This is a genomic window from Tropicimonas sp. IMCC6043 (genome assembly GCF_004146235.1).
Lineage (GTDB): Bacteria > Pseudomonadota > Alphaproteobacteria > Rhodobacterales > Rhodobacteraceae > Tropicimonas.
Window position 1 is genome coordinate 357,003 of the sequence record NZ_SELO01000001.1, and the last position, 16,430, is coordinate 373,432.

General features: G+C 65.8%; 14 protein-coding genes. 10 read left to right on the forward strand and 4 right to left on the reverse strand.

What is annotated here, in order from left to right; all coding sequences use genetic code 11:
* Positions 1-152: 152 nt before the first annotated feature.
* From EU800_RS01660 to EU800_RS01685, 6 genes are all read left to right on the forward strand, one after another.
* On the forward strand, positions 153-1,169 hold the full coding sequence (locus tag EU800_RS01660; protein WP_129627855.1) for a LacI family DNA-binding transcriptional regulator: 1,017 nt from the start codon (positions 153-155) through the stop codon (positions 1,167-1,169).
* Between the two features lie 25 nt (positions 1,170-1,194).
* Complete coding sequence (locus EU800_RS01665; RefSeq protein ID WP_207209828.1) at positions 1,195-2,157, forward strand: 3-hydroxyacyl-CoA dehydrogenase family protein; 963 nt, start codon at positions 1,195-1,197, stop codon at positions 2,155-2,157.
* The gene (locus EU800_RS01670) at positions 2,144-2,905 is read left to right on the forward strand and encodes an SDR family NAD(P)-dependent oxidoreductase (protein WP_129627857.1); all 762 of its coding nucleotides are present in this window, start codon (positions 2,144-2,146) and stop codon (positions 2,903-2,905) included. Before EU800_RS01665 ends, EU800_RS01670 begins: the two co-directional genes overlap by 14 nt.
* Before the next feature lie 146 nt (positions 2,906-3,051).
* Positions 3,052-4,092, forward strand: coding sequence for a TRAP transporter substrate-binding protein (locus EU800_RS01675; protein ID WP_129627859.1), 1,041 nt, complete (start codon positions 3,052-3,054; stop codon positions 4,090-4,092).
* Positions 4,093-4,280: 188 nt separating this feature from the next.
* Positions 4,281-4,832: a TRAP transporter small permease gene (locus tag EU800_RS01680; protein WP_165354528.1), complete on the forward strand. Its 552-nt coding sequence runs from the start codon at positions 4,281-4,283 to the stop codon at positions 4,830-4,832.
* 3 nt (positions 4,833-4,835) lie between these two features.
* Entirely contained in the window at positions 4,836-6,122 is a 1,287-nt protein-coding gene (locus tag EU800_RS01685; RefSeq protein ID WP_129627863.1) for a TRAP transporter large permease, read from the forward strand.
* 113 nt (positions 6,123-6,235) lie between these two features.
* Here the strand turns inward: EU800_RS01685 and EU800_RS01690 are convergent, their stop codons facing one another.
* From EU800_RS01690 to EU800_RS01700, 3 genes are read right to left on the reverse strand one after another with little or no spacing between them, the layout of a single operon-like run.
* Entirely contained in the window at positions 6,236-8,317 is a 2,082-nt protein-coding gene (locus tag EU800_RS01690; RefSeq protein WP_129627865.1) for a 3-hydroxyacyl-CoA dehydrogenase NAD-binding domain-containing protein, read from the reverse strand.
* A gap of 26 nt (positions 8,318-8,343) precedes the next feature.
* Positions 8,344-9,492 (reverse strand): acetyl-CoA acetyltransferase, encoded by a 1,149-nt coding sequence (locus EU800_RS01695; protein WP_129627867.1) that lies wholly within the window; start codon positions 9,490-9,492, stop codon positions 8,344-8,346.
* Positions 9,489-9,893, reverse strand: a complete 405-nt coding sequence (locus tag EU800_RS01700) for a Zn-ribbon domain-containing OB-fold protein (RefSeq protein WP_129627869.1) — start codon at positions 9,891-9,893, stop codon at positions 9,489-9,491. Before EU800_RS01700 ends, EU800_RS01695 begins: the two co-directional genes overlap by 4 nt.
* A 311-nt stretch (positions 9,894-10,204) precedes the next feature.
* On the opposite strand from EU800_RS01700, the gene EU800_RS01705 reads away from it, so the two are divergent.
* The 4 genes from EU800_RS01705 (at position 10,205) to EU800_RS01720 (ending at position 15,669) form a co-directional block, all read left to right on the forward strand.
* Positions 10,205-11,002, forward strand: coding sequence for an IclR family transcriptional regulator (locus tag EU800_RS01705; RefSeq protein ID WP_165354529.1), 798 nt, complete (start codon positions 10,205-10,207; stop codon positions 11,000-11,002).
* Positions 11,003-11,170: 168 nt separating this feature from the next.
* Positions 11,171-13,375 carry an acetate--CoA ligase family protein gene (locus tag EU800_RS01710; protein ID WP_129627873.1) on the forward strand — a complete coding sequence of 735 codons (2,205 nt, stop codon included), beginning with the start codon at positions 11,171-11,173 and terminating at the stop codon, positions 13,373-13,375.
* On the forward strand, positions 13,372-14,529 hold the full coding sequence (locus EU800_RS01715; protein ID WP_129627875.1) for an acyl-CoA dehydrogenase family protein: 1,158 nt from the start codon (positions 13,372-13,374) through the stop codon (positions 14,527-14,529). Before EU800_RS01710 ends, EU800_RS01715 begins: the two co-directional genes overlap by 4 nt.
* A gap of 12 nt (positions 14,530-14,541) precedes the next feature.
* Positions 14,542-15,669 carry an acyl-CoA dehydrogenase family protein gene (locus EU800_RS01720; protein ID WP_129627877.1) on the forward strand — a complete coding sequence of 376 codons (1,128 nt, stop codon included), beginning with the start codon at positions 14,542-14,544 and terminating at the stop codon, positions 15,667-15,669.
* A 37-nt stretch (positions 15,670-15,706) separates the two neighbouring features.
* Here EU800_RS01720 and EU800_RS01725 read toward each other — a convergent pair whose 3' ends face one another.
* A complete protein-coding gene (locus tag EU800_RS01725; RefSeq protein WP_165354530.1) occupies positions 15,707-16,372 on the reverse strand; it encodes a FadR/GntR family transcriptional regulator in 666 nt (221 codons plus the stop codon).
* Positions 16,373-16,430 lie beyond the last annotated feature (58 nt).

Sequence of the window (16,430 nt, forward strand, 5' to 3'; positions counted from 1 at the left end):
GCGCTTACATGCATCCATAGACAGCAAATACATCAACAGGCAATACGTTTTTATTACTTTTGGAATTGCATATCAATTTTTCTGAAAACGCTTTCAAAGTTGGAAAGTCGGCGCTATCCTCCTTTGAAACACGCAGAGGAGATCGGGAGGCAATGGCAGCAGGAACCAAGCGACGGGTGCGGATGAGCGATGTCGCACAGGTTGCCGGCGTGTCGCTCGCCACGGTGTCCCGCGCCCTGCGTTTTCCCGAGTCCGTGTCGCAGGAACTGCGCGGCCGGATCGAAACCGCAGCACAGAGGCTCGGCTATGCGCCCAACCGCATCGCCGGCAGCCTGGCCGGGGCGCACTCGCCGCTGATCGGCGTGATCGTCCCGAGCCTGACCAACGCCTTCTTCGCGACCACGCTGGAGCGGATGACGGTGACACTGGAAGCGGAGGGCTTCCAGCTGCTGATCGGCCATCACGGCTATGACCTCGCGCGCGAGGCGCGGATCGTCTCGGCCTTTGCCGGCTGGAATCCAGCCGCCATCGTTGTGACGGGGCTCGACCACAGCCGCGAGACCGTTGCCGCCCTGTCGGCGGCAGACTGCCCCGTGGTCGAGATGTGGGACCTCGACGGGCATCCGCTCGATGCGCTTGTGGGGTTCAGCAATACCGAAGCCGGCCGGTTCGCCGGGCGCCACATGGCGCGGGCCGGCTATGACCGGATCGCCGTCGTCTGCTCGACCCCCGACAAGGATCCGCGCGCCGCCGCCCGCGCCAGGGGCGTTCTGGAGGCGCATGCCGAGGCGACCGGTGGCCGGGGCAAGGCGGCGTTGATTTCTGTCGACGGGCGAGAGCTCGGCTGTGGCGCGCTCGGACTGGACAAGGCATTGACCGAGGTTCCGGACCTGCGCGCCATCGCCTTCTCGGGCGACATGCTGGCCGTCGGCGCGCTCTTCGAGGCCGACCGGCGCGGCATCCGGGTGCCGGAGGACCTGGCGCTCGTCGGCTATGGCGATCTCGACATCGCGAGCAACACCAACCCGCCGCTGACCACGGTCCGTCCGCCGCGCGGCGAGATCGGCACGGCCGTAGCGGAACACATTCTCAAGCGCCTGAAGGACCCCGACAGGAGCGGCGAGATCGTGACCCTGAACGTCGAGATGGTGGTGCGGGACAGTGGGTGAACAGGACCGGGAGAGGACAATCGGCATGACGATCGGGACTGTGGCGGTCATCGGCGCCGGAACGATGGGCCATGCCTTGGCGCTCGTGCACGCGCTCGGCGGATGCCGTGTGGCCCTGCATGATCGCGATCTCCCGACATTGCAGCGCGCGACGGAGTTGATCGCCGGCGCTTGCGCCACGCTCTGCGCGGCGGATGTCCTCGACGAAGGCGACGTCGCCGCGGTGCTGGCCCGCATCGAAACCATGCCCGTTCTGGCCGACGCTGTGTCCGGTGCCGACCTGGTGGTCGAGGCAGTTGTGGAGAAGGCCGAGATCAAACGCGCGGTCTTCGCCGACATCGATGCCCACGCGCCGGCCGACGCGATCATCGCCTCGAACACCTCCTATCTCGATATCTTTCCGCTGCTCCCCGAAGCGCGCCAGCCGCGCGCCGCCGTAGCCCATTGGTACACCCCGCCTTACGTGGTCGACCTTGTCGATATCGCGCCCGGGCCGTCCACAACGCCGGAGGCGCTCGAATCCCTGCGTCGGCTCTATGCCGGCATGGGAAAGGTGCCGCTGGTCTTCGACAGGCTGGTGCCGGGATATATCGCCAACCGACTGCAGGCCGCGCTCAATCTCGAATGCCTGAGGATCATCGAGGAGGGATGGGCCGATGCCGCGGCGATCGACCTTTCGGTGCGCCATGGCCTTGCCCACCGGCTGGCGGTGCAGGGCCATATGCGCAAGCTCGATTACACCGGGCTCGAAATGGTGCGCAACGGCATCGCGAGCCGCATGTATCAGCCCTCCGCCAATACCGGCGATAGCCCGGTGCTTGACCGGCTGATCGGGGAAGGACGATGCGGAATCCGAACCGGTGCCGGGTTCTTCGACTACCACGGCCAGAGCACCGAAGCCCTCTGCCGGGAGCGCGACCTACAGCTGCTGCGGCTGAAATCTGAACTTGCAAAGATAACGGAAGGAGAGCCGCGTGATCACGGCTGATCTGAAAGGCCGCCGGGCGCTCGTGACGGGAGGCGCCTCGGGCATCGGCCTTGCCACGGTGACGATGCTGGCGGAGATGGGCGCGACCGTCGCGCTGAACCATCTCGAGGACGATCCGGCCGGGCCGGACCGCGTGGCGGAGCTTCGCGGCCGCGGCCTCGACGTGACCGAAGCGCCGGGCAATGTCGCGATCCCCGGCAATGCCGAGGAGATGGTGGAGACCGCGATCGCGTCCATGGGCGGGCTGGATTACCTGGTCAACAATGCCGGGGTCTCGGGCACGCGGGACAAGATCCCGCCGAGCGAACTGGACCGGATGACCGAGGAGTTCTGGCAACTTCTGCTCAACACCAACCTGATCGGCGCATTTCGCTGCGCGCATGCCGCTTCGGACGCCCTCAAGGCAGCGCGCGGCGCCGTGGTGAACATGACGTCGATCGCCGGAATCGGGCAGCAGGGCAGTTCGATCGCCTATGCCGCCAGCAAATCCGCGCTGGTCAGCCTGACCCGGAGCCTCGCCCGCGGCCTCGCGCCGGAGGTCCGCGTCAATGCCGTGGCGCCGGGCCAGACCAAGACGCCGTGGACCGAGAACTGGCCCGAGGAGCGCAAGCAATGGGCACGCGATCTCGCGGTTCTGAAGCGTCGCTCCGATCCCGAAGACATCGCCGAAGCGGTTCTATTCCTCTGTGCCGGCGCCAGCATGGTGACCGGGCATGTGCTCGTCGTCGACGGCGGCATGACACTCTAGCGGAGGCGCAGGAAGGCAGAAACATCTCGACACTTCATCATTTTTGAAATAGCGTTTCATAAATGGGAGGCGCGCCCCCGCCGAGAGGGGTAGACAGGCACAAGGTGCCAGGAATCTGAGACAAGAGGACCCAAAGGGAGGACATCATGAACAAGCTCGCAACCACCATGGCCGGAGTCGGCCTGGCGATCACCGCGACGGTCGGCGCGGCCTTCGCCGAGCCGATCGTCATCAAGGTCGGATACAGTTCCGAGGGGGAAATCCGTCTCCCCGGCGCCAGCCGTTCCGCCGGCATGGCGGCCTTCAAGGATCATGTGGAGAACGGCTCGGACGGCGCGATCCAGGTCGAACTGCATCCCGACGGCGCCCTCGGCAATGCCCGGACGATGATCGAGTCCGCCCAGACCGGCGCGATCCAGATGGTCGGCGGCTACACGTCGATCATGGTGCCCTTCATGCCCGAAATCGCGATCACCCAGATCCCCTATGTCTTTCCGAATGACCTGACGGCGTGGAAAGTCATGGAAGGTCCTGTCGGCGACGATCTGGCGGACCTCTTCCTCGAACGCACGGGCCTTCGGGTTCTGGGCTGGGGCGACGGCGCCGGCTTCCGCCAGATCTACAGCGAGACACCGATCAAGAGCGTTGCCGACCTCAAGGGCATGAAGATGCGGGTACCCGAGAACCCGGGCCTGCTCGCGATGTTCCGGGCCTGGGGTGCAAACACGGTCACGATCACCTGGGCCGAACTCTACACCTCGCTGCAGACCGGCATGGCCGAAGGGCACGATACCGAACTCTACTCGATGTATTCGAAGAAGCTCTACGAGGTGAACCCCTACGTCACCATGACCCGGCACAGCTACAACATGCATCCGATCATGATCAACGAGGAGTTCTTCCAGTCGCTCTCGCCGGAACACCAGATGCTTGTGTTGCAGGCCGGGGATCTCTACGAGCGGGTCGCGAACGCACATTCGCTGGTCAGCTCGCTCGTCGTCGAAGCGGCGATGGAGGCCGAAGGTGCGGTCTTCTACTACCCGACCGCAGCCGAGATCGCCGAATTCAAGGAGCTCGGGCAGCCGGCCTATATCGACATCATCGAGAAGAAGATTCCGGACGGAAAAGGCCAGGAATGGGTCGACCGGATCATGGCCGCAACCGCCGAGGTCGAAGAGCAGTCCTGAACCGGCCGCTTGCGCGGTACGTCCGGCCGTGACGGCTTGACGGAACGTGCCGCTGCCTCGAACATCTGTGTAACGGGACCGGGCGCCGACACGGCTCGCGGTCCCGAACGGGGCGAGGCCACACCGGCCTTCGCTCCGTTCCCTTCCCGATGGCAGCCGGACAGGCTCCGAGAACGAGAAGCGCACGCATGAAATCGGTCACCATAGTCTACCAGTCCCTTCTGGATTGGCTCGAGAAGGGCGGCTTCCTTGTCGCGATGATCCTGACCGGGCTGCTGTTTCTGAACACCGCCAACGGCATCATCGTCGAGCAGGTCACAGGCAGTTCCCTCGTCTGGGTGGAGGAGATCAACAACCTCCTGTTCGCCTGGTCGATCTTCGTCGGCGCCGGAGTCATTTCCCGGCGCGGCGGGCATATCGGCGTCGACATCCTGTATCTCGGCCTCCGCCCCAAATACCGGTCGGTTCTGCACGTCGTCTACGCCGCCCTGGCCCTGGTCGTCGCCGCGGTGATGGTGATCTACGGCTACCAGCTGGCGAAATTCGTCGGCCGGTCGCAGACGTCGCTTTACCTGAGCATCAATCTCTTCTGGTATTACCTCTCCGTTCCCGTCGGCGGCCTTCTTCTGGGCCTTTTCAGCCTCGGCGCGGCCCTGCCCGACCCGCGCAAGGAGGCGCCGCGCACCGGCGCTGATCGATCCGCCTCCGAACCACCCCAAACTCATACATCGGGAGACTGACGCATGGTCGGGATCATTTTCGGCAGCTTCGTTCCTCTGCTCGTCCTCGGCGTGCCAATCGCCTTCTGCCTCGTACTGACGACGATCTTCGTCTACATGCAGATCGGCGACCCCCGGCTCTTCATGCAGATCCCGCAGCGGATGTTCTCGAGTTCGGAGAACCTGCTGATGCTCGCCGTGCCGTTCTTCATCATGACCGGCGAGATCATGAACCGCGCCCGGATCACCGACAAGCTGATGGAGTTGTCATCCGCTCTGGTGGGCTGGATCCGCGGCGGGCTCGCCCATACCAACATCGTCGCAAGCATGTTCTTCGCCGGCATCACCGGCTCGGCCGTCTCGGACACGGTCGCGGTCGGCGGGATCATGATCCCCGCGATGAAGAAGAACGGCTATTCGGAGGAATACAGCGCCGCCGTTACGGCCTCGAGCTCGGTGATCGGCCCGATCATCCCGCCGAGCATCCCGATGCTGATCTACGCCTCGGTGATGAACGTCTCCATCGCCGGCCTGTTCCTCGCCGGGATGCTTCCGGGTCTCCTGATTGCGATTTCCCTGATGGTGACGGCCTATATCGTCGCGGTCCGGAAGGGGTTCGGGGAAAGATCGCCCTTCGTCGGCTTCGCCGCCCTCGCCCTGGCGATCATCCGTGGCATTCCCGCGCTGCTCCTGCCGGTGATCATCATGGGCGGCATCCTGGGCGGTTTCTTCAGCCCGACCCAGGCCTCGGCCGTGGCCGTCATGTACGGCCTCTTCGTCGGCTTCATTTTCTACCGCACGCTGAAGCTCTCGGATATCGGACCGATCCTGAAGCACACCGTTCAATCGACGGCGATGATCCTCTTCCTGCTGGCCTGTGCCAAGTCCTTCAGCTGGCTCGTGAGCTACTACAATCTCGTCGACCATATCACGCTGGTCTTCGTGACGCTGACCGAGAACAAGTATCTGTTCCTGCTGCTCGTGAACATCCTGTTCCTGATCATCGGGATGTTCCTCGACATGGGCTTCGCGATCATCGTCCTTGGCCCGCTGATTGCGCCGATCGCCTATCAATACGGCGTCGACCCGATCCATTTCGGCCTGATCACCTGCACCAACCTGACGATCGGGTTGGCCACCCCACCCTTTGGCCTGGTGCTCTTCGCCGCATGCGGGATATCGAGCGTGCCACTCTCGTCTCTGAGCCGGGCGATCCTGCCCTTCATCCTTGCGGAGATCGTGGTTCTGATGCTGGTGACCTATGTGCCCTTCTTCACCATGTATTTCCCGAGACTCTTCGGCTTCGCCTGACGGGTCCCGGCGTCCCGGAGCCGGGTCCGGGCCTACGTTCTAACGCGTCGCACAATGCACGAAAAAAGGCCGCCAGTCTTGGCGGCCTTTCTGCATGATCCGAAGGGTGCGGGTCAGGCGGTCGCGTCGAGCCCCCTGCCCTTGCCTGCCGCCCCGAGCAACAGATCGGAAGGGCGCCAGTGATCGCCGATCTCGGCATGGTATCGCGCGACATCCGCGGCGACCTTCGCGAGCCCGGTCTGCTCGGCAAAGAACATCGGCCCGCCCCGGGTTCGCGGGAAGCCGTAGCCGTTGACAAAGATCACATCGAGATCGCTCGCGCGCTGCGCAATCCCCTCTTCCAGGATCTGGCAGCCGGTGTTGACCAGTTGCCAGAGGCAACGGTGCAGGATCTCCTCGTCGGATACCGGGCGCCGGACAATCCCCTTCTCTTCGGACACCTGCTCGATCAGCGCCTCCACCTCCGGGTCCGGCACACCGCGCCGTGCACCATCGGGATAGAGATACCAGCCGCGCCCGGTCTTCTGACCGAGACGTCCGGCCTCGGCGAGCCGGTCGGCGGCGGTGAAGGGATAGGGGTCGGTTGGTTTCCGGGTGGCCGCCCGCTCCTTGCGGATCGCGTAGCCGATGTCGAGCCCCGCCAGGTCCATCACCGCGAGTGGCCCCATGGCCAGGCCCCAATCCGTCAGGACCCGGTCGACCTGCCAGGGCAGCGCGCCGGTTTCGATCAGGAGCTGGGCCTCGCGGTTGAAATTGATGAACATCCGGTTTCCGGCGAACCCGTCACAGACACCGACCAGCACCGGAACCTTTCCGAGCTTTTGTCCGAGATCCATCCCGGTGGCGATGACCTCCGGCGCGGTCCGGTCGGCACGCACCACCTCCAGAAGTTTCATGACATGCGCGGGGCTGAAGAAATGCAGTCCGATCACGTCCTCCGGCCGCGATGTCGCCTCGGCGATCCTGTTCACGTCGAGCGTCGAAGTGTTCGTCGCCAGAATAGCCCCCGGCTTGCACACCCCGTCCAGCGCTGCAAAGACCTGTCGCTTGACATCCATCGCCTCGAAGACCGCTTCGACCACGATATCGGCATCCGACAGCGAAGCGAGATCGACCGCCCCGGTCAGCCGCGCCAGTCGCGCCGCGGCCTCTTCGGCCGATATCCGCCCCCTTTCGACAGCGGACTCCCAAGTGCGGCGCATTCCGGCAAGCCCCTTGTCGAGCCGCTCCCGGTTTTGCTCGACGATCGTGACCGGAATACCGGCATTGGCGAAGCACATCGCGATGCCGGCCCCCATCGTTCCGGCGCCGACGACGCCGGCCTTGGCGATCGGCCGTTTTGGCGTGTCCGCCGGCAGGCCGCGCACCTTTCGCGCCTCGCGTTCGGCGAAAAAGACATGGCGCTGCGCTTTGGATTCGGGCGAGGCATTGAGCGCGGCAAAAGTTTCCTGTTCCCAGGCCAGCCCCTCGTCAATCGGCGTCGAATAGGCCATGCGCACGCCCTCGACGCCCTTTGCCGTTGCCAGCGCGCCGCGGGACTTGCGCAGATAGGGCTCGGCCGCCTGCTCCAGCTCGGCCACCTCCCCCGGGACGGACAGGTCGCGTACACGCCGACGCGGCAGACCGGCGGCGACTTTCCCGGCAATATGCGCAATCGCCGCTTCGAAATCGGGGGCAAGATGCGTCGCGATCCCCAGCTCCAGCGCCTCTTCGGCCGTGATCGGCCTGCCGGTCAGGATCAGGTCCAGCGCCCGCGGCCCGCCGATCAGGCGCGGCAGCTTCTGGGTGCCGCCGGCGCCGGGAATGTTGCCAAGCTTGATCTCCGGAAAGGCCAGCCTGGCCTGCGGCAGCACATAGAGATAGTCGCAGCCCAGGATCAGTTCGAACCCACCGCCATAGGCGATGCCGTTGGCGATCACGGCGACCGGCTTCGTGCCCGCCTCGAGCCCGGCGATCAGCTCGGTGAGATAGGGGTGACGCCGTCCGCCCTCGAACTCGGTAATGTCCGCGCCCGCGGAAAAGAACCGCCCGGACCCGGTCAGGACGATGGCCCGGATCGCCGGATCTCCCTCGAACGCGTGATATGCCCCGAGCACCGCCTCGCGCAGCGCCTGCCCGAGAGCGTTCACCGGGGGGCGGTTGAGCCGGATCAGCCCGAGGCTGCCGCGTGTTTCGGTTTCAACCAGATCGGTCATGTCGTCTTCCTTCGGAAATGGTGGGATTAGAGCGCGTCGGCCGTGCCGAAGAGAGCGGTCGCCTGATGAGACAGGGTAATCCCGTTGCCGTGGCAAAGCGCCGTTGTCGCACCCGGAACCTGCCGCGCGCCGGCCGTTCCCCGCAATTGCCGTGCGGCCTCGATCAGCGTGAAGACCCCGTACATGCCGGGATGGGTGAAGGACAGGCCGCCGCCATTGGTGTTGACCGGCAATCCGCCGCCAGGCGCGATATGGCCATTCTCGACGAAACGACCGCCCTCGCCCTTCGGACAGAAGCCAATATCCTCCAGGAACAGGATCACGTTGATCGTGAACGCGTCGTAGAGCTGCAGCACATCCACATCGCTTGGTGCCATCCCGGCCATGGCAAAGGCGCGGGCGCCGGAGTCCCGCGCCGCCGTCGTGGTGAGGTCGGGCATCTCCGACACCGCGCGGTTGTAGGAAGCCACACCGCCACCGAGAAAATAGACCGGTGTCTGGGCCAGGTCCTTTGCCCGGTCCGGGCGTGTCATCACCACGGCGCCGGCGCCATCGGTCAAAAGGCAGCAATCGCGGAGGGTCAGGGGCTCCATGACCATTCGCGAGGCCAGGACGTCCTCAATGGTGAGCGGTCCGCGCTCGAAGGCATCCGGGTTGGACTGCGCCCATCGGCGTGCCGCCACGGCCACTTCGGCCAGTTGCTCGCGCGTGGTGCCGAACTCCGCCATGTGGCGGGCGGCCGCCATGGCATAGGCAGTCATCGGGTAGCGCGGCTGATGCGGGATCTCGTAGGTCGGCTGCTCGGCCGCGGGCACCATGCGCCCGGCGCCGGACCGCTGCGTCGCACCGTAACAGATCAGCGCCACGTCGCAGAGCCCGGCCTGCAACGCCATGGTCGCGGAAAGCGCATGGGCCACGAAGCTCGACCCTCCGGTATTGGTGCCGTCGATCCAACGCGGTTTCAGGCCCAGATATTCCAGCGTCGTGATCGCCGGGAAGGTGTGGCTCATGTTGGCGCAGAACAGACCGTCCACATCGGACAGGGACAGCCCGGCCTCGTCCAGCGACGCGCGCACGGCGAGCGCCTGAATATCCATCGCGGTGAAGCCGGGGGCCTCGCCGAGCCCCGCCGTGCCGACACCGACGATCGCGGCCCCGCCTCTCAATCCGGTCATTCTCCTGCCTCCCCCGGCTCGAATACGACAAACCGGGCGCCTGGCGCCCAGTCAATCCGCGCCCGGACCGCCATACCGATCTCGATATCTTCCGCCGCAAGCTCGGGCAGACGGCTCATCATGCGCGGACCTTCCTCGAGATCGACCAGCACCAACGCGTGTCTCACCGGCTCGGTCGCGCCATCCTTCGGCTTTTTGTGCAGCACCGCCCGCGAATAGATCCGGCCGCGCCCGGAGGCCGGGCGCCAGACGAGATCGGGCGCGCCACAACTCGGGCACAGGATGCGCGGATGAAAGATCGCCGCGTCGCATTCGAGGCAGTGCTGAAGCCAGAGCCGCCCGTCGGCGACCAGTTCCTGGAACCGGGCGTCGGGCCCGATTTCGCCGATGTCCCCGGCCATCAGCGTGCCCCCTGCCGGTCCGTGCGGCGGCGGCCGGCAATGCCGTCAACGCCCTCCGTCATCGTGATATGCATCTCTCCTCCATTCTCCCACGGGACACTGCGTCGAGATTCGATTGAATTTTGTATTGCGAAATGCTATTCCAAATAAATCTATCGATGCAATCGCCGCGCGGCAACAGGATTGTGCCCGACCATCGAGGCTCTGGCCGGCCGGAACGACGAAGGGCAGTTGCAATGCACCCTTCGGCTTTCTATGGGAGCCCATTCGGCCCTGCGCGACACGGAAGGGCCAGGACAAGGGGACGCGACGTGAACGATGACGCAGCGGACGGATCGGGAGACCGCCAGTTTGTGACGGCTTTGGCGCGGGGCTTGAGCATTCTCGCCGCGTTCCGTCCCGAAGACCGCACGCTGAGCAACCAGGAGATCGCCGAGCGCACCTGCCTTCCTCGCCCGACCGTCTCGCGCCTGACCTACACGCTGCGGAAATTGAATTACCTCGCCTATCACGAGCGGCTGGCACGCTACAGCCTCGCGCCCCGCGTCCTCGAACTCAGCCAGTCCGCCTTTGCCGCCACCGGGATACGCGACATCGCCCGCCCCGGCATGGTGGCCCTCTCGGAGCTGGCGGACGTCTCGGTATCGCTCGGAATCCCCAGCAACGATCACGTCCGCTATGTCGAAATGGCACGCCGGCCGGAGGCCATCGTGCTCAACCTGGATGTTGGCGCCCTGCTTCCGATCGCACCGACGGCGATCGGCCGCGCCTATCTTGCGAGCCTTCCGGAGCGTCGGCGCGACACGGTGATCGCCCGCCTGAAGGCTTCCGACCCGACCCTTTGGGACGCTCAAGGGGATCATGTCGCGCGTGCCATCGCCGATTTTGCCGCGCGCGGCTACACGTCATCCTTCGGCAACTGGCGACCGGAACTCAACGCCATCGCCACGGCGATCCGGCTTTCCGGTGACGGCGACCCGTTGCTGCTCTCGGTCTCGGGACTGTCTTCCGTTCTGACCGTCGATCGGGCGGAGAGTGAATTCGCCCCGGCACTCCTGAGCACCGCCCGGTCGATCGAGACCCAGATGCGGCGCCTCTACCTCGGCTGATCCGCCTCCACCCCAACGCCCTCCTCGCGCCCGAAGTTTCAGAATCTTCCGGCTCCGGCCGGCCCTTAGTCTTTTTGGACATTTCGCATTGCGAAATTTCAGTTTGCATTATTGACGACGCGGCCGCTTTCCCGGATAGTCCCCGAAACGCGTCTGGGGAGGACAACCATGACCGCCGAAACGGCCATCAAACCGGCAGGGACGCCGGCCGAAAGCGAAGATCCGTCGCAATTTGCACTGGCGGACCGTCTTGCCGGGCTGATGAACCCGCAGAGCGTCGCCATCGTCGGGGCCAGCGCGCGAAGCGACGGCTGGAGCGGCATGGCCATGCCCGTGCTCCGGCGGCTTGGGTTCAAAGGCAAGATCTACCCGGTGAACCCGAAATACGACCGGTTGAACGACCTGCCCTGCTACCCGTCGATCTCGGCCATCCCCGGTGAGGTCGATGCGGCGCTGATGTTCGTGCCACGCGGCGCCCTGCCCGGCATCCTCGACGAATGCGGCCAGAAGGGCGTGCGCGGCGCCGTCATCCTCGCCGCGGGCTTTTCCGAGACCGGCGAAGACGGGCGCGATGCCGAGGCCGAACTACGCGAGGTGGCAAATCGCAATGGCATAGCCGTCTGCGGCCCCAACTGCCTCGGTCTGGCGAATCTCGCGAGCGGCTTCATGGGGCTGACGGCGGCGACCTTCCCGGACGATCTCTCGCCCGGCCGCACCGCGCTCGTCTCTCAGAGCGGGCAGTTGATGATGGTGCTGCTGGCGCGCGCCCATGACCAGGGCGTGCATCTGCGCTACCTCGTCTCCGCCGGAAACGAACTCAACGTGGAGGCCGCCGATTACGCCGGGTATGCGCTGCAGGATCCCGAAATCGCCTCGGTTGCCATTGCACTTGAGGGCCTGCGCACACCGTTGCGGTTCCTCGCCGTGGCGGAACGGGCGCAACAGCTCGGCAAGCCGCTGATCGTGCTCAAGCTCGGGCGGAGTGCCAAGGCGGCCGCGACCGCCCTGGCGCATACCGGCAAGATGGCAGGCGCCTTCCGGACCTATGATGCCGTCTTCCGCCAGCACAATATCGTCTCGGTGAACGACCCGCTGGAGCTGGCCGATGTCGCCGCCCTGTTCGAGAAATGCCCCGCGCCACGCGGCAACCGGTTGTCGGTGGTCACGTTCTCGGGGGGATGGAGCGGCGTCGTCGCCGATCAGGCCGAGGTGCTGGGAATACCGATTGCCGATTTCACCGAGGAGACCGTCGCGGCGCTGAAGCCGCTCCTGGACTTCACCCCGCCGCACAACCCGCTCGACCTTTCGGGCAACGTGATGAACCACCCCGAGCGCTGGCCCGCGGCCCTGCGGATCGTGCTGGAGGACGCGAATACAGATGTGCTCATGGTCTTCATCCACCAGGTGCGCGAGGCTTGGCGAGATCGCCTGATCCAGCCGCTGCTCGAATTGTCCCGCACGGCGACGAAGCCGATCGTCGTAATCTATGACGGTGGCAAGGTCGTGGAGCCGGGATACGAAGACCTGATCCGCGACCGGACCCTGCCGGTCTATCGCGGACCGCAACCGGCGCTTCAGGCCCTGAAACGGTTCCTCGACTACCATGCCCGCCGCAGGTCGGCGCCGAGCGCGCCGGCCGCGCATGAGCCCGCCGCATCCCCGGAGGCGCGATCCGCCGTGGCGGCCATGCTGGCGCAGGGCGGTCGCAGCCTCGCAGAGCATCGCGCCAAGGCGGCGCTTGCAGCCTACGGGCTTCCGATGGTCGAGGACCAGATCGTGCATAGCCCGGACGAGGCTCTGTCGGCAGCAGACCGGATCGGCTACCCGGTCGTGCTCAAGGGGCTGGCCGACGGGCTGGAGCACAAGAGCGATGCCGGGCTGGTGCGTCTGGGCCTCTCGACCACCGCCGAGATCGAAGCCGCCTTCGCCGATCTCGCGTCACGGCTGAAGGGCCACACGCTCGACGGCGCGCCCGCGCCCTGCCTAGTCCAGCAGATGGTGCGTGGCGGAGTCGAAGCGATCCTGGGCATGCAGAACGACCCGGATTTCGGCCCGATGATCCTTGTGGGTGTCGGCGGTGTGATGACCGAACTGCTCGAAGACGTCGCCCTGCGCCGGGCGCCGCTCACCACCGAGGACGCACGGCAGATGATCGACGAGACCCGGCTCGGCCGGCTTCTCGACGGCTTCCGCGGCGCCCCGCGCGCCGACCGCGCGGCGCTCGAAACCGCGATCCTGCGCCTCTCGGATTTCGCTCTCGACCACGCGGATGCCGTGCAGAGCATCGACATCAACCCGGTGATCGTGCTGCCCGAGGGCTCGGGCTGTGTCGCCGTCGACGGCTTGATCGTCACCACAGAGGCAGACAGATGACCGACCTGCTCGTCGCCCCCGAAGACATGGCCTTCCGCGAGGAAATCCGGGATTTCGTCGCGACCCATCTCGAACCGGAGACTCGCCGCAAGGTGTCCCTCGGAATGCCGCTCCAGCGCGAGGATTTCCTGACCTGGCAGCGCAGCCTGCACGCGAAGGGCTGGGTCGCACCCGCCTGGCCCGCAGAGCATGGCGGTCCCGGTTGGACCGCCCGGCAACGGCTGATCGCGGACGAGGAGTTCTTCCGCCTGCACACGCCGCCCCTGCCCGGCTTCGGGTTCAAGATGATCGGGCCGATCCTGATGCGCTTCGGAACGCCAGCGCAACAGGCCCGGTTCCTGCCTCGGATCCTCTCGGGCGAGGACTGGTGGTGTCAGGGGTTCTCCGAGCCGGGCGCCGGATCGGATCTCGCCTCGCTGCGCACCCGTGCGGTGCGCGTCGACGGCGGATGGAAGGTGAACGGCACCAAGACCTGGACCACCTATGCGCAATACGCCAACTGGATCTTCTGCCTCGTGCGCACCGACCCCGAGGTAAAGAAGCAGCGTGGCATCTCGATGATGCTGATCGACATGGCGTCACCGGGGCTGACGCGCCGTCCGATCCGGTTGATGGACGGCACGGAGGAGGTCAACGAGATCTTTCTCGAGGATGTCTTCGTTCCAGACGATCTGGTCGTCGGAGAGGTCAACCAAGGCTGGACCTATGCCAAGGCGCTGCTGGAACATGAACGGCTCGGCATTGGCGGGATCGGGCGGTCGAAGCACCTCCTCGGCCGTCTCGAGGAGATGGCCACCGCGTCCGGCCGCGGCGATGACCCGACGATCCGCAAACGCCTGACCGAGATTGGCATCGACATCATGGCGGTGGAATCCACAACCATGCGCCTGCTCGCGGCCTCCGAGCGCGGAACGCAACTTGGCGCAGAGACCTCGCTTCTGAAGATCCGCGGCACGGAGATCCAGCAGGCACTGACCGAGCTGGCGCTGGAGATCGCCGGCGCCGACGCGCTGCCCGACCGCGAAAGCGGACAGGGCCAGGCGCCGTTCGAGGCGGTGGTCTTCCAGTTCCTGAACTGGCGAAAGCTCTCGATCTATGGCGGCAGCAACGAGATCCAGCGCAGCATCCTGGCCAGACAGGTTCTGGGACTCTAGGGGAGACATGGCATGATCCGATTTGACGCCCCGAGCGAAGAAGCGTTGCTGCTGAAAGACACGGCCATGCGCTTCATCGCCGACAATTACGGTCTGGAGAAACGCGCCGCGATGCTCGCGAAACCCGCCGATGCGGTCCCGGCGCACTGGACGGAGATGGCGGAACTCGGCTGGCTCGCCGCTCCGCTGCCCGAGGCCTGTGGCGGCCTCGGCCTGTCACCGACGGATGTGCTGCCGCTGCTGGAAGTGCTGGGCGCCGGTCTGATCCTAGAGCCGGTGTCGCCCGCGATCTTGGGCTGTGCCGCGACCATCGCCGCCGCGCTGCCCGCCGAGACCGCCGCAGACCTGTTGGAGGCGATGCTCGCGGGCGAACGGATCGAGGTTCTCGCCACGGGAGGCGCGAGCGCAACCGCGCCGGCCGTCACCGCCACCTGGACATCCGGCAGTTGGACCCTGTCCGGCAAGGCGCCGATGGTTGTTGGCGGCGCGGCAGCCGACATCGTCTGGGCCGTGGCACGGGTCGACGACGCGCTCGGGCTGTTCCGTGTGCCGGCGGATGCGGTCGCCCTGACGGGCTTCCGGCTGTTCGACGGACAGACCGCCGCGACGGTCGATTTCGACGGTGTCTCCTGCACGGAGGATCAACTCTTCCCGATGGACGACACAGCACTCGTCCGGGGCACCGAGATGGCGCTTCTGGCGCGGCTCGCGGAAGCGCTTGGCCTGATCGAAGCACTTTATCGGACGACGTTGGACTATGTGAAGCTCCGGGAACAGTTCGGCCGGCCGATCGGCGCGTTTCAATCCGTGCAGCACCGCATGGCCGACATGTTCATCCACTGCGAGGAAGTCCGCTCGATGGTCCAGCTCGCCGCCGAAGCGATGGACGGCGCGCCCGCCGACCTGCGCCGCCAAGTGCACGCGGCGACCTGGGTCAAGCTCGTCGACAATGGCCGCGCCGTGTTGCGCGACGCGGTGCAGCTGCATGGCGGCATGGGGATGACGGACGAGCTCATTGTCGGGCACATGGTCAAGCGCCTGCTGATGCTGATCCAGTCGGGCGGCTCCCGGGAGGACTGGCTGTCCGCGGCGGCGCCGTCCCTGCACAATTCCCGCGAGGCCGAAGCACTCCACGCTTAGTTCGGGCAGAGCGGCAGGCGCAACGGCCCGCCGCGGCCTAGTTCACCCCTGCCTTCAGCAGCACCATGAACGAGCTGTCGAAATGCTCCGACATGGCGGACTCCGCGCGCACCGCCTCGCGGGACGCGATCGCGCGGGCGATCCGTTCGTGGCACTTGATGTTTTCCAGCCGGTTCTCCGGCGTCGCACGGGCCTGCCAGCCGATGTCCCAGGTCTGCCGGGTGATGATCCGGAAGGAATTGATGAGCACCGAGTAGATCGGATTTCCCGACGCCTGGGCGATCAGTTCGTGAAACCGGATGTCGAGGTCCCGGACGCGGTGCGAATCCCGCTCTACCGCTTCCTCCATCCCGGCGACCACGTCCAACATCTCCATCGCCTGCCGGTCGCTCCGGTGCAGCGCGGCGAGCGAGACGGTGCGCATCTCGAGCGTGCGGCGCACGTCCTGGATCTGCGCCACAGACAGCTGCCGGGTGTAGACCGTATGCTCGATAATGACACTCAACGCCTCGGCGGTGGGACCGGCAACACGGGCCCGCCGACCATTCCCGACCTCGATGATCCGCAGTGCGGCGAGTCCGCGCAGCGCCTCGCGGGCCACGGTGCGCGAAACCCCTAACTGGGTGGCGAAGGCGGTCTCGGTGGGAAGCACGTCTCCGGTCATCAACTCCCTGTCATGGATGAATTTCCGGATGTCGGACATCGTGCGCTCGACCAGGCTTGCCGATTTCTGCTCATCAAGCGTCTCTTTTTGTATTATA

Coding starts and splice junctions, on each gene's coding strand:
- EU800_RS01660 (WP_129627855.1), top strand. CDS start 153: ATGGCAGCAGGAACCAAGCGACGGGTGCGGATGAGCGATGTCGCACAG.
- EU800_RS01665 (WP_207209828.1), top strand. CDS start 1,195: ATGACGATCGGGACTGTGGCGGTCATCGGCGCCGGAACGATGGGCCAT.
- EU800_RS01675 (WP_129627859.1), top strand. CDS start 3,052: ATGAACAAGCTCGCAACCACCATGGCCGGAGTCGGCCTGGCGATCACC.
- EU800_RS01680 (WP_165354528.1), top strand. CDS start 4,281: ATGAAATCGGTCACCATAGTCTACCAGTCCCTTCTGGATTGGCTCGAG.
- EU800_RS01685 (WP_129627863.1), top strand. CDS start 4,836: ATGGTCGGGATCATTTTCGGCAGCTTCGTTCCTCTGCTCGTCCTCGGC.
- EU800_RS01690 (WP_129627865.1), bottom strand. CDS start 8,317: ATGACCGATCTGGTTGAAACCGAAACACGCGGCAGCCTCGGGCTGATC.
- EU800_RS01695 (WP_129627867.1), bottom strand. CDS start 9,492: ATGACCGGATTGAGAGGCGGGGCCGCGATCGTCGGTGTCGGCACGGCG.
- EU800_RS01700 (WP_129627869.1), bottom strand. CDS start 9,893: ATGGCCGGGGACATCGGCGAAATCGGGCCCGACGCCCGGTTCCAGGAA.
- EU800_RS01710 (WP_129627873.1), top strand. CDS start 11,171: ATGACCGCCGAAACGGCCATCAAACCGGCAGGGACGCCGGCCGAAAGC.
- EU800_RS01715 (WP_129627875.1), top strand. CDS start 13,372: ATGACCGACCTGCTCGTCGCCCCCGAAGACATGGCCTTCCGCGAGGAA.
- EU800_RS01720 (WP_129627877.1), top strand. CDS start 14,542: ATGATCCGATTTGACGCCCCGAGCGAAGAAGCGTTGCTGCTGAAAGAC.
- EU800_RS01725 (WP_165354530.1), bottom strand. CDS start 16,372: ATGTCCGACATCCGGAAATTCATCCATGACAGGGAGTTGATGACCGGA.